This window comes from Methylobacterium guangdongense, from assembly GCF_038442355.1.
GTDB lineage: Bacteria > Pseudomonadota > Alphaproteobacteria > Rhizobiales > Beijerinckiaceae > Methylobacterium > Methylobacterium guangdongense.
Genome location: NZ_JBBXMX010000001.1, coordinates 744471 through 757322, shown reverse-complemented (window position 1 = coordinate 757322; position 12852 = coordinate 744471). Strand labels below are relative to the sequence as shown.

11 protein-coding genes are annotated in these 12852 nt (G+C 70.3%); 6 read left to right on the top strand and 5 right to left on the bottom strand.

The genetic code is table 11. From position 1 onward, the window contains the following. Position 1 precedes the first annotated feature (1 nt). Both AAHG09_RS03640 and AAHG09_RS03635 read right to left on the bottom strand, forming a co-directional pair. The gene (locus AAHG09_RS03640) at positions 2-175 is read right to left on the bottom strand and encodes a DUF2256 domain-containing protein (RefSeq protein ID WP_342105408.1); all 174 of its coding nucleotides are present in this window, start codon (positions 173-175) and stop codon (positions 2-4) included. Positions 176-209: 34 nt separating this feature from the next. Then, entirely contained in the window at positions 210-1385 is a 1176-nt protein-coding gene (locus tag AAHG09_RS03635) for an OpgC family protein (protein ID WP_342105407.1), read from the bottom strand. Positions 1386-1626: 241 nt separating this feature from the next. On the opposite strand from AAHG09_RS03635, the gene AAHG09_RS03630 reads away from it, so the two are divergent. After that, positions 1627-2577 (top strand): NAD-dependent epimerase/dehydratase family protein, encoded by a 951-nt coding sequence (locus AAHG09_RS03630; RefSeq protein WP_342105405.1) that lies wholly within the window; start codon positions 1627-1629, stop codon positions 2575-2577. A 399-nt stretch (positions 2578-2976) separates the two neighbouring features. Here the strand turns inward: AAHG09_RS03630 and ettA are convergent, their stop codons facing one another. The 3 genes from ettA to AAHG09_RS03615 all read right to left on the bottom strand — a co-directional run bounded on the left by ettA (position 2977) and on the right by AAHG09_RS03615 (position 6008). Beyond that, positions 2977-4629 (bottom strand): energy-dependent translational throttle protein EttA, encoded by a 1653-nt coding sequence (gene ettA / locus AAHG09_RS03625; RefSeq protein ID WP_342105403.1) that lies wholly within the window; start codon positions 4627-4629, stop codon positions 2977-2979. A 179-nt stretch (positions 4630-4808) separates the two neighbouring features. Continuing rightward, positions 4809-5105, bottom strand: a complete 297-nt coding sequence (locus AAHG09_RS03620; protein ID WP_342105402.1) for a hypothetical protein — start codon at positions 5103-5105, stop codon at positions 4809-4811. A 9-nt stretch (positions 5106-5114) separates the two neighbouring features. Next, a complete protein-coding gene (locus tag AAHG09_RS03615) occupies positions 5115-6008 on the bottom strand; it encodes a DNA/RNA non-specific endonuclease (protein WP_342105401.1) in 894 nt (297 codons plus the stop codon). Between the two features lie 446 nt (positions 6009-6454). On the opposite strand from AAHG09_RS03615, the gene dxs reads away from it, so the two are divergent. The 5 genes from dxs (at position 6455) to hpnE (ending at position 12812) form a co-directional block, all read left to right on the top strand. After that, complete coding sequence (gene dxs, locus AAHG09_RS03610) at positions 6455-8434, top strand: 1-deoxy-D-xylulose-5-phosphate synthase (protein ID WP_342105400.1); 1980 nt, start codon at positions 6455-6457, stop codon at positions 8432-8434. Positions 8435-8726: 292 nt separating this feature from the next. Then, a complete protein-coding gene (hpnA, locus tag AAHG09_RS03605) occupies positions 8727-9755 on the top strand; it encodes a hopanoid-associated sugar epimerase (RefSeq protein WP_342105398.1) in 1029 nt (342 codons plus the stop codon). Then, a complete protein-coding gene (gene hpnC / locus AAHG09_RS03600; protein ID WP_342105397.1) occupies positions 9752-10663 on the top strand; it encodes a squalene synthase HpnC in 912 nt (303 codons plus the stop codon). The genes hpnA and hpnC overlap by 4 nt, the downstream gene beginning before the upstream one ends. Next, positions 10660-11511, top strand: a complete 852-nt coding sequence (hpnD, locus tag AAHG09_RS03595; protein WP_342105395.1) for a presqualene diphosphate synthase HpnD — start codon at positions 10660-10662, stop codon at positions 11509-11511. Before hpnC ends, hpnD begins: the two co-directional genes overlap by 4 nt. After that, positions 11511-12812 carry a hydroxysqualene dehydroxylase HpnE gene (gene hpnE / locus AAHG09_RS03590; protein WP_342105394.1) on the top strand — a complete coding sequence of 434 codons (1302 nt, stop codon included), beginning with the start codon at positions 11511-11513 and terminating at the stop codon, positions 12810-12812. The genes hpnD and hpnE overlap by 1 nt, the downstream gene beginning before the upstream one ends. Positions 12813-12852: the final 40 nt, after the last annotated feature.

Sequence of the window (12852 nt, the reverse complement as noted above, 5' to 3'; positions counted from 1 at the left end):
ATCAGGTCTCCGCCTCGGCCCGCCTGCGCGCCGTGCGCGCCTCGGCCCGGCACCGGTCGGAGCAGTAGCGCACCTCGTCCCAGACGCGCGCCCATTTCTTCCGCCACGCGAACGGCTTGCCGCACTGTTCGCAGATCTTCTGCGGCAGGTCGCCCTTGCGGCGCATCGGCGGCATCGTCCGTCCTCATTCTGTACCGGCCGGCTGCCGACTATCGCCGGGCGTCCTGGCGCCGTGCCCGCGCATCCAGGATGTGCGCGAGGCTCAGCATCACCGCGACGCCGCCGAGATTGACCGCGACCTGAAGCGGCCATGTGGCGTCGAACGTCCGATAGAGGATGCGGCCGATAAGCGCCGCCAGGCACCCGGCCGCGAAGATCTCCAGCGAGTGCCGTCCGCAGGCATCGACCAAGCGGAGCCGGCGCCATCGGCAGAGGCGCGCCACCGCGGGGGCGCTGAGGAACAGGTACATCAGGGCCAGGATGTTGAGCAGGCGCAGGGGGCCGACATGGCCCTTGTCGGGCACCGGGATCGCAAGCGGCCTGGGATCCGGCAGACCCCATGCGTCCCAGGATCCGCCCTGGAGCAGCGCGAAGCCGAGATAGAGACCCGCCGCCGCAGCGGCCCAGTTGCGCCAGGGCAGCAGCCCGTCGCCGGCCCGGACCGCGAGCGCCAGGGCGGCCCCGATCACGAACAGAAACTGCCACGCGAACGGGTTGAAGTACCACCCGTCATCGACCGCTGCCGCGTTCGGCAGGTTGAGCTGATGATCGAGGTTGGCGGCGAGCCAGACGGCGCCGGACAACGCCAGCACGCCCCAGACGCTGCGCCGCATCCCGACATGGACGAGCGGGAACAGGGCCAGCAGCAGGATGTAGAGCGGCAGGATGTCGAGGTAGTTGGGCAGCGCGTTCAGCGCGAGCCCGCGCAGCAGGCCCGGTATGAGCCCCATCTGGAGCAGGGGCGCCACGCCGAATCGCGGCACGAGCCCGGTCAGATCCATCCAGATCCGGACGATGATCAGCGTGGCGAGCAGCAGCCCGGCCTGGAACAGGTAGATGCGCAGGCAGCGCCGGGCGATGCGCACCAGCGTCGTCCGGATTCCGGCCCGGCGGAACAGGCCGCCATAGGCGATCATCGAGGAGTAGCCCGCCAGCAGCACGAAGATCTCGGCGGCATCCGAGAAGCCGAAATTGTGCAGCGTGAACAGGGCCGGGGCGTTGCGCGGGATGTGGTCGACGAAGATCGTCAGCAGCGCGAGACCGCGCAGCACATCGACCCGCGCGTCCCGGATGGGCTTTGCGGGGCGCGGCGCCTGCGCCAGGTCCGCAGCCGGTTGCTGGGGCGAACCGGCGGCCGGACGTTCGAGATCGTCGATGCTCTTCAACTCAGGTCATCATCGCGTGCGGTGCGGCCGGACATGGCGTGAGGATGCCGCGGCGCAATACGAGCGCCGCCGCAGACTGTGCCGATCACGCGTCTGTGTTCGCCCGTGGACGAAAGCCGGTTGCGGATGGCCGCTGTCCGACGCCCTGCGGCGAACGCCGCTCGCCTCGCGGGCGGCTGCGGTATAGACGCGGCGGATCGATCCCGGCCGCCAGCGACGGTGCCGGGCAGGGGCAGGGTTCATGCGCGTCCTCGTCACCGGAGCCGGAGACTATCTCGGCCGCCGCCTGCTCGAGGCGCTGCGCCGGGACCTGCCGCCCGGCAGCCGTATCCTCGGCATCGACCGTGCTCCCCAGCCCCCGCTCGACGGCGCGACGTTCCTCTGTGTCGATCCGTTCGATGCCGGGCGTCTCTCCGAGGCGGTGGCGGATTTCGATCCGACCCTGGTGTTCCACCTCGCGGCCCTCGCCTCGGTGGCCCAGTCGAGCGAAACGCCGTCCTTCGCCTGGCGGGCGGATCTCCTCGGCACGCTGAACCTCGCCGAGGCCTTGGCGAAGACCCGCGCGACCCTCGTGTTCCTGAGCGCGAGCGTGGTCTACGGCGAGGCGTTCCGGATCCGGCCTTGCCCGGACGAGGGCGTGACCCCGCGGCCCGACACGATCTCGGGGCGGACCAAGACCGCCTGCGAGTACATCCTGCGCGACGTGCTGGCGCATGCCGGCGTCAAGCACCTCGTGCTCCGGCCGTCGAACTACATCGGGCCGGGGCAGGCCGAGACCTTCGTGGTCGCCTCCCTCGCCGGCCAGATCGCCCGGATCGAGCGCGGGCTCGCGCCCCCGTATCTGGAGGTCGGCGATCTCTCGGCGGGACGCGACTTCTTCGACGTGGCCGATCTCACCACAGCCTGCCTCCGCGTGACCGAGCGGCTCGCGGATCTGCCGGACGGCGGCATCTACAATGTCGGATCGGGCACCGTGACCCCGGTCTCCGGCATCCTCAATGCGCTGCGCGATATGACGGAGGCGACCTTCACGGTCCGGGTCGTGTCCGACCGCGTGCGTGACAAGAGCACCCGCGCCGAGGGCTGTGACCCCGCGGCTTTCATGGCGGCCACAGGGTGGAAGCCGGTCATCCCCCTGACCCAGAGCCTGTCGGCGATCCTGGCGGAGGCGCGGTCGCGGCTCTGTGGCTAACGACGCTCCACAACCTCGGACGCGATACGCTCTCTTACTCGCACGGGCTTGCAGTTTTACACGTCGGGCTTGGGATCCTCGTCGGGTTGACCGATCTGGCGATCCCGGCCTGCCACGCGCCCTCCCTCCCCCCTCTGCGGGGGAGGGTATCCTGCGCAGCAGGGGGGAGAGGGGAACGACGGTTCAGTCAGGGCCTCGCCTGACATGAAGGCCGAGCCCACTTCTGCCTCGTCGCGCTGCCCCTCTCCCGACCCCCTTCGGGGGCCACCCTCCCCCGCAGGGGGGGGAGGGGGATGCGCGGTTCCCTTCACCGCCTGTCCGATGAAGACGGGTCGATGGTTCAGACCGCACCGGGGAGGACAAAAGTGTGCATCTTCCGAAAAACCTCGCCCCCACGCCTCAGCGCGAGAACCGCTTGTACTTGATCTTCTTCGGCATGATCGAATCCGCCCCAAGCCGCCGGACCTTGTCGGCCTCATAGTCGGAGAAGTTGCCCTCGAACCACTCCACGTGGCTGTCGCCCTCGAAGGCCAGGATGTGGGTCGCGATCCGGTTCAGGAACCAGCGATCGTGGCTGATGATCACCGCGCAGCCGGCGTAATCCTCCAACGCATCCTCCAGGGCGCGCAGGGTCTCCATGTCGAGGTCGTTGGTCGGCTCATCGAGCAGCAGCACGTTGGCGCCGCCCTTCAGGGTCCGGGCGAGGTGGACGCGGTTGCGCTCGCCGCCCGAGAGGGTGCCGACCTTCTTCTGCTGGTCGGGCCCCTTGAACGCGAAGGCCGCGCAATAGGCGCGCGAATTGATCTCGCGCTTGTTGAAATAGATGATGTCGTTGCCGCCCGAGACCTCCTGCCAGACCGTGGCGTTCGGATCGAGGGCGTCGCGCGACTGGTCGACATAGCCGAGCTTGACCGTCTCGCCGATCTCGATCTTGCCGCCGTCCGGCTTCTCCTGGCCTGTGATCATCTTGAACAGGGTGGTCTTGCCGGCCCCGTTCGGACCGATCACGCCGACGATTCCGCCCGGCGGCAGCTTGAACGACAGGTCCTCGATCAGCAGCCGGTCGCCGAACGCCTTGTTCAGGTGCTCGAACTCGATGACGTTGTTGCCGAGGCGCTCGTCGATCGGGATGACGATCTGGGCCGCGGCGTCGATCTTCTGCGCCTGCCGGGCGACCAGCTCCTCGTAGCGGGTGATGCGGGCCTTCGACTTCGACTGGCGCGCCTTCGGGGAGGCGGCGATCCACTCCTGCTCGCGGGCGATGGAGCGCTGGCGGGCCATGTCCTCGCGGCCCTCCTGCTCCAGGCGCTTCTGCTTCTGGACCAGCCACGCCGAGTAATTGCCCTCGTACGGGATGCCCTTGCCGCGATCGAGCTCCAGGATCCAGCTCGTGACGTTGTCGAGGAAGTAGCGGTCGTGGGTCACGATCAGGATCGCGCCCGGATACTGACGCAGGTGGCCTTCGAGCCAGTTCACCGTCTCGGCGTCAAGGTGGTTGGTCGGCTCGTCGAGGAGCAGCAGCTCCGGCTCCCACAGGAGCAGGCGGCACAGCGCGATGCGGCGACGCTCGCCGCCCGAGAGGGTCGCGACCGGCTGCTCGTCGCTCGGGCAGCCCAGCGCCTCCATGGCCTGATCGACCTTCGAATCGAGCTCCCAGAGGCCCAGGGACTCGATCCGGTCCTGGAGCTCGGTCATCTCGTCGGCGGTCTCCTCCGAGTAGTTCATGGCGAGCTCGTTGTAGCGGTCGAGCATGGCCTGCTTCTCGGCGACGCCCTCCATCACGTTCTCGCGGACGGACTTGTTCGGATCGAGCTGGGGCTCCTGCGGCAGGTAGCCGACGCGCGCCCCTTGCGCGACCCAGCCGTCGCCGGTGAACTCCTTGTCGATCCCCGCCATGATCTTGAGCAGCGTCGACTTGCCGGAGCCGTTGATGCCGAGCACGCCGATCTTGGCGTCCGGGTAGAACGACAGGTTGACGTTATCCAGGACCTTCTTGCCGCCGGTATAGGCCTTGGTCAGGCCTTTCATATGGTAGATGAATTCGCGAGCCATCGCGGAAATCCTCGGCGTGGTGTGCGGGATGCGCGGTGCGTGCCAGCGGCACGGGGCAGGCGCGGGGCCCATCCCCCGTCCTGTACGCACGCCCCGACGATATAGGAATGACGCTGATCGACTATCAGGCCCGCCGGGACCCGGCAAGGATGCCGTCGTGATCCCCCTCTACCGGGCGCTCAGGCGAACGGGTTCGGGACCGAATTCGGCGCCGCCTCCGGGGCCTCGGCCACGGTGTCGGGCAGGTCTTCGCCTTCCAGGGCCTTCACGATGGCGTCGAGCGTCTGCTTGAGCAGGCGGGCCTGGGTGAGGCCGGCCTTGTCCCGGGTCAGGTCGAGGGATCCGTGGAGGGCGATCCGGTCGGTGCCGTTCTCGAAGCTGAGGGCTCCGATCGTGCGCACCCCAGCCTCGTCCGCGTAGGGCGCGAAGGAATCGGACGGTTGCTCGGCCTTGGCGCGGTGCTTGTCCTGTTGCATGGATCCCTCTCAGAAGATCGCGCGGATCACGTCGCGGACGAACTTGCGCAGGGCGCGGTGGAGTTCGCGCTGGAGCCAGTCCTGCCACGTCGGCTCGTGGCGGGGGCGGTGCTCGTCGGCGCGGGCGGAGGCGTGGGGATCCGGCAGGGTCATCGCGGTCGCCCGGGCGACCGCGGGGAGGCCCGGGAAGACGTCGATCCCGGCTTGGCCGCGCAAATCGTCGATCGAGACCGCGTGCCAGTGCTTCGAGTCGTCGTTGCGGGCGAGATAGGCGCCGGCCTCGCCGCTCGCCGGGTCGTAGAGCGCCTTGAACAGCTGGGTCGGCACCAGCACGCCGCCCTTGATCTGCTGCACCGCGTCCCCGGAAAAGATCACCCCGGTTACCACGAAGATCGAGCCGCGCCGGGTCGCCAGCCGCCGGGTGCTCTCCTCGATATCGGCCCAGAGGCCGCGGTTCAGCACCCGGTTCTGCGGCACGATGTTGGCGAGGCTGAAGGATTCGGCCTGGGCGCTCAGGGTCGGCATGTCGCCCGCCGGCGCGAGATGGCCCCGGTCGTAGCCGCTACGGACGTAATCCTCCAGCGCGGCGCGCTCATCCGCCGGAAGCCGGGGCTCCTCGTGGAAGGCATCGTCCCGCGCCACGGTGCGCGCCGCGGCGACGCTGGCGCGGGTCAGATGCTCGGCGGAATAGAGCGGCGTGCGCGTCACCCCGGAATGCAGCACCGCGAAGGCCTCGAAGCAGAGCGGGACCGTCCGCACCGCGAGCTTTGGATTGGTGAGGACCGGCGCCTGCCCGGTGGCGAACAGGGCCGGGCAGGCCTCTTCGGCCCGCGCCGCCGGACCGGAGACCAGGACGAGCAACAGGGCCGCGGCAAAGAGCCCCTGGTGCGGGGTCACCAGCATACGCGCACCCGCCGCAGGCCCTCCGGCGTCGGACGGTCCCGCCATGCGCAGGGCTGGCCGAGGGACCGGGTGAAGGGCCGGACGTCGCGATCCGGGGCCCCCGGGGCGAGCCGGAGCGGGCAATCGCCCAGGAAGTTGCAGAGGAAGTCCAGGTTGCCATCCACCGGTCGCGGCGCGGCGTAAGCCTGGCCGTTACCCGTAATCGCCAGCGTGAGCAGGATTGTGCACAGACGAGCGGGACTCAAAGGCGGACCTCTTGTGGCGGTGAAGGCACGTAACTGAAAAAAACGACGCTCTGACATTGATCGGGGCGCCGATCATCCGTAACTGGCACTATCATGACAGCGGCGGACGGGCGGGTTCTAGCATGAACGCGGACCTCCGGGTGCCTGCATCGCGAGGGCCGAGGGCACGCGAAGCGGCCGTCGCCACACTCGAACGAGCGGATGCGACCATTGGCGATATCACCTGAGCAATCGGCGTTGCTGGATCGTGTCCCGAACCCCGCCGCCCTGCGCCGCCTGCCCGAATCGGAGCTGCCGGCGGTGGCCGAGGCCGTGCGCGCCGAGATGATCGACGCCGTCTCGATCACCGGCGGCCATCTCGGATCCGGGCTCGGCGTCGTCGAGCTGACCGTCGCCCTGCACCACGTGTTCGACACCCCCGACGACCGCATCGTCTGGGACGTCGGACACCAGTGCTACCCGCACAAGATCCTCACCGAGCGCCGCGACCGCATCCGCACCCTGCGCCAGGGCGGCGGCCTGTCGGGCTTCACCAAGCGCTCCGAGAGCGTCTACGATCCCTTCGGCGCGGCCCATTCCTCGACCTCGATCTCCGCCGCGCTCGGCATGGCGGTCGCCCGCGACCTCGACAACGCCACCGCCAAGCAGACCGGCGGCGCGCAAAAGCGCCGCAACGCCATCGCGGTGATCGGCGACGGCTCGATGTCGGCCGGCATGGCCTACGAGGCGCTCAACAACGCCGGCGCCCTGCACTCGCGCCTGATCGTCATCCTCAACGACAACGACATGTCGATCGCCCCGCCCGTGGGCGCCATGTCGGCCTACCTCGCCCGGCTGGCATCGGGCGGCGCCTACCAGTCCCTGCGCGAGACCGCCAAGCAGCTCGGCAAGCTCCTGCCGAAGGCGATCTACCAGCGCGCCGCCGCGGCCGAGGAGTACGCCCGCTCGCTGGTGGTGGGCGGCGGCACGATGTTCGAGGAGATGGGCTTCCACTATGTCGGCCCCGTGGACGGGCACAACCTCGACCACCTGCTGCCGGTGCTCAAGAACGTGCGCGACGCCGAGCACGGCCCGATCCTGCTGCACGTCGTCACCCGCAAGGGCAAGGGCTACGCGCCGGCGGAAGCCTCCGCCGACCGCTACCACGGGGTGGTCAAGTTCGACGTGGTCTCGGGCGTGCAGGCCAAGGCCAAGCCCAACGCGCCGGCCTACACCCGGGTGTTCGGCGAGAGCCTGATCAAGGCGGCCGACGCCGACGACAAGGTGGTGGCGATCACCGCGGCGATGCCGGGCGGCACCGGCATCGATCTTTTCGGAAAAGCGCACCCGGACAAGACCTTCGACGTGGGCATCGCCGAGCAGCACGCGGTGACCTTCGCGGGCGGGCTGGCGACCGAGGGCTACCGGCCGTTCGTGGCGATCTACTCGACCTTCCTGCAGCGGGCCTACGACCAGGTGGTGCACGACGTGGCGCTGCAGAACCTGCCCGTGCGGTTCTGCATGGACCGGGCCGGTCTGGTCGGCGCCGATGGCGCGACGCATGCCGGCGCGTTCGACCTCGCCTACCTGTGCTGCCTGCCCAACATGACGGTGATGGCGGCGGCGGATGAAGCCGAGCTGGTCCACATGGTGGCGACCGCGCATGCCCATGACACGGGCCCGATCGCGCTGCGCTACCCGCGCGGCGAGGGCGTGGGCGTCGAGCTACCGGAGCGGGGCGAGGTACTGCCGATCGGCAAGGGCCGGGTGGTGCGGCGGGACGCGGAGGCGCGGGTGGCGATCCTGTCGCTCGGCACGCGACTGGCGGAGGCGCTGAAGGCGGCGGACGCGCTGGCCGAGCAGGGCGTGGCCGTGACGGTCGCGGATGCGCGGTTCGCCAAGCCGCTGGACGAGGCGCTGGTGCTGGATCTGGCGCGGGACCACGCGGTGCTGATCACGATCGAGGAGGGCTCGCGGGGCGGGTTCGGGGCGATGGTGCTGCACCTGCTGGCCGAGAAGGGCGCGCTGGATGCGGGCGGGGTCCGGGTGCGGACGATGACGCTGCCGGACGCCTACCAGGATCACGACAGCCCGGAGAAGATGTACGCCGAGGCCGGGCTCGACGCCGACAGCATCGTCAAGATGGCGCTCGATACCCTGCCGGAGCGCAAGGAAGGGCGGTCGCGGCTGCGGCTCGCCTGATCGGAGGGGCCGCTGTCGCGGCGAGTCCTGTGTTGGATCCCGGATCAGGTTCCGCTCAGCTGCACCTGTCCGGGAGAGGGGCCGTGGAGGATAGAACACGCGGCCCCTTTCCCGGGCGCATGCAGCGAAAGCGGAATGCGACCCGGGACCCAGCACAGGAAGTGCCGCGCAGCGGCCCCAGATTATCCATCCCCGCCGCCTCAGCTTGCCGCTCAGGCGGTTCGGTGACACAAGCGCGGCGCGGCCGGCCATCCCCGGCCCCGCCGAGAGACGGTAACCCTCCAGATCCCCGATGGCAGAGGCCACAATCCCCGGCTCTCCCGAGGTCGGCCCCGTGCTGATCACCGGCGCGAGCGGCTTCCTCGGCTCGGCCCTGGTCGACGTGTTCCGTCGCGCCGGCTTCCCGGTGCGCATCCTCGTGCGCGCGTCGAGCCCGCGGACCAATCTCACCTGGACCGACGTCGAGATCGCCGAGGGCGACATGCGCGATCCGGCCGCCGTGGCGGCGGCGATGCGCGGCCAGCGCTATCTGATCCACGCCGCGGCCGATTACCGGCTCTGGGCGCCCGACATGGAAGAGATCGTCCGGACCAACCGCGACGGCACGCGCTTGATGATGCGCGCCGCCCTGGAGGCCGGCATCGAGCGGGTCGTCTACACGTCGAGCGTCGCGACGATCAAACCGCCGGCCGACGGCGTGACCCCCTCCGACGAGACCATGCCGCTGACGCCCGAGACCGCCATCGGCGCCTACAAGCGCAGCAAGGTCGTGGCCGAGCGCGTGGTCGAGGAGATGGTGGTCCGGGACGGGCTCAAGGCCGTGATCGTCAATCCCTCGACGCCGATCGGTCCCCGCGACGTGAAGCCGACGCCGACGGGCCGGATCATCCAGGAGGCGGCGCTCGGCAAGATGCCGGCCTTCGTCGATACCGGCCTCAACCTCGCCCATGTGGACGACGTGGCGCAGGGCCATCTGCTCGCCCTCCGGAAGGGCCGGATCGGCGAGCGCTACATCCTGGGCGGCGAGGACGTGTTCCTGTCGCAGATGCTGGCCGACATCGCCGGCATGGTCGGTCGCAAGCCGCCGACGGTGAACCTGCCGCGTGCGGCGGTCTATCCGGTGGCGTTCTTCGCGCAGCTCGCCGCACGGGTGACGGGCAAGCAGCCCTTCGCGACGATCGACGGTATCCGCATGTCGCGCTACCGCATGTTCTTTTCCGATCGCAAGGCCCGTGCGGAGCTGGGCTACACGGCCCGGCCCTATCGCGAGGGCCTGTCGGACGCGATCGCATGGTTCCGGGAGGCCGGATATCTCACATGAGTACCCTCGACACCGCCACCGCGGCCCGCTCCGGCAAGGGGCATCGCGACGAGAACTTTCCGGTCGCCTCGCACCTGATCCATCCGCAGCACCGCGGCGCGATCCTGGCCTTCTACAATTTCGTCCGCGCCGGCGATGACGTCGCCGACCATGCGGACCTGTCGCCCGAGCGCAAGATCGAGCTCCTCGACCGGCTGGCCGACGCGCTGACCGGGGCCGGCCCGGCCGATCCGGAGGCCGCGCCGCTGAAGCGCGAACTGGCCACGCGGGTCCTGCCGCCCCGCCACGCGCTCGAACTCCTGGACGCCTTCCGGATGGACGCCCGGAAGAACCGCTACGCGGACTGGAACGAGCTGATCCATTATTGCCGCTACTCGGCGATGCCGGTGGGGCGCTTCGTCCTCGACGTCCACGGCGAGGATCCGACTCGGGTCTGGGGGCCCTCCGACGCGATCTGCGCGGCGTTGCAGGTGATCAACCACCTCCAGGATTGCGGCAAGGACTTCGCCGCCCTCGACCGGGTATACCTGCCGCAGGATTGCCTCGACCGCCACGGCGCCACCGTCGACATGCTGGGCGAGGCCACGGCGCCGCCGCAGCTCCTGGCGGTGATCCGCGAGCTGGCGCAGAACTGCCTCGACCTGCTCGACGAGGGCGCGGTCCTGCCCGACCTGATCGACGATCTGCGCCTCTCGATGGAGATCGCCGCGATCCACCGCCTCGCCGTCGTCCTCGCCCGGGGCCTGCTGGAGCGCGATCCACTCTCCGAAAAGGTCCACCACAGCAAGCGCGCCTTCGCGCTCACGGCGCTCGGCGGGGTCGCCGCCACGCTGGTGCGCCGCCCCCTGCGGTTCCGGACCGTGCGGGCCGCTGCCCGGGGGATGCGCTCGCAGGGATTCCGGTCGTGAGCGCCACCGCGACGCCCGCCCCGGCCGGGACCGAGCCGGCCCCGGCCCTCCCGGCCGCCGGCTCCTCCTTCTACACGGCCATGCGCCTGCTCCCGAAGGAGCGGCGGGAGGCGATGTACGCGGTCTACGCCTTCTGCCGGGCGGTCGACGACGTGGCCGATGACGGCGGCACCCGACCGGTGCGGCAGGCCGAGCTGGACCGCTGGCGCGCCGACATCGACGCCCTCTATGCCGGACGCCCGGTCCCGCGGGTCCAGCCGCTCGTCGAGCCGGTGCGCCGCTTCGATCTCAAGCGCGAGGATTTCCAGGCGGTCATCGACGGCATGGCGATGGACGCGATGGAGGACATCGTCGCCCCCGACGCCGAGACCCTGGACCTCTATTGCGACCGGGTCGCGAGCGCGGTCGGCCGCCTGTCGGTGCGGATCTTCGGCATGCCGGAGGCGGACGGCATCCGGCTCGCCTGGCACGAGGGGCGGGCGCTCCAGCTCACCAACATCCTGCGCGACATCGACGAGGATGCCGAGCGCGGGCGCCTCTACCTGCCGCGCGAGAAGCTCCAGGCGATCGGGCTCATCGATCCGACCCCGGTCGAGGCGATCAGCCACCCCCGCATCGGCGAGGTCTGCATCTCGCTGGCCCGGGAGGCCGAGGAGCACTACCAGGCGACCTGGGAGATCATCCGGCGCAGCCCGCGCAAGGCCACCAAGGCGGCCCGCCTGATGGCGGCAGCCTATCATCTCTACCTGAAGGCCGTGCTCGCCCGCGGCTGGGCCATGCCCCGGGCCCGGGTGAAGCCCGGCAAGCGTGCGCTGCTCGGCGTCGTCCTCCGGCATGGCCTGATCTGATGGGAACCGTTCACGTCGTCGGGGCCGGTCTCGCCGGGCTGTCCGCCGCCGTCGCGCTGGCCGAGGCCGGCGCGCGGGTGGTGCTGCACGAGGCCGCCAAGCAGGCGGGGGGGCGCTGCCGCTCCTACTACGATCCGGCGCTGGGCCTGACCCTCGACAACGGCAACCACCTGCTGCTCTCCGGCAACGCCGACGCCCTGGGTTTCCTCAAGACGATCGGCGCCCCCGCCGACGCCCTCGTCGGGCCGGACGCGGCCGAATTCGACTTCGCCGACCTCGCCACCGGCGAGCGCTGGCGCCTGCGCCCCAATGCCGGGCGGCTGCCCTGGTGGGTGATGAGCCCGTCCCGCCGCGTCCCCGGCACGAAGGCGCGCGACTACCTCGCGCCGCTCGGCATCCTGCGGGCGGCCTCCGGCAAGGCCGAGGGGGCGGGCGGCACGATCGGCGCCCACATGGCCTGCGAGGGCGACCTCTACCGGCGGCTCTGGCATCCGGTGCTGCTCGCCGCCCTCAACACCGAGCCGCGCGACAGCGATGTCGGATTGGCCGCCCGGATCCTGCGCGAGACCCTGGGGGCCGGCGGCAAGGCCTGCCGACCGCTGGTGGCGGTGGAGGGCCTGTCCTACGCGTTCGTCGATCCCGCCCTGCGTTACCTGACGGCCCGCGGCTGCGAGATCCGGTTCGGCCGGCGCCTGCGCGGCCTCGATCTGGCGGAGGGCCGGGTCGCCCAGCTCCAGTTCTCGGACGGTGCGGAGGCGATCGGTCCCGAGGACGGGATCGTGCTGGCGCTGCCCCCGTGGGTCGCCCGCGAGGTGTTGCCCGGTCTCCTCGCCCCGGTGGAATTCCGCTCCATCGTGAACGCGCATTTTGCGATTGTGCCCAAGCCCGGCAGCCCGCTGGTGCTCGGCGTCGTCAACAGCCTCACGGAGTGGCTGTTCGCCTATCCGGACCGCTATTCGGTGACGATCAGCGGTGCCGACAGGCTCCTCGACGTGTCCCGCGAGGATCTCGCCCGCCAGATCTGGTCCGAGATCGCACGGTTGTGTGACCTTGCCCCGGAACTGCCCAGCTGGCAGATCGTAAAGGAGAAGCGTGCGACCTTCGCGGCGACGCCGGCGGAAGCCGCGCGCCGCCCGGGGGCCGAAACCGCCCATAGCAATCTCGTCCTGGCAGGCGACTGGACCGCAACCGGTCTGCCGTCGACGATCGAGGGAGCGATCCGTTCGGGCAAGACGGCCGCGCGCGCCCTGCGCGCCGGATCTGTCGCGCGCGCCGGAACCCGGCTGCGCGGCGCAGCTTGAGGCATACGTCCGCCGCGAGGCGGGTGTTCGAGGTCGAGGA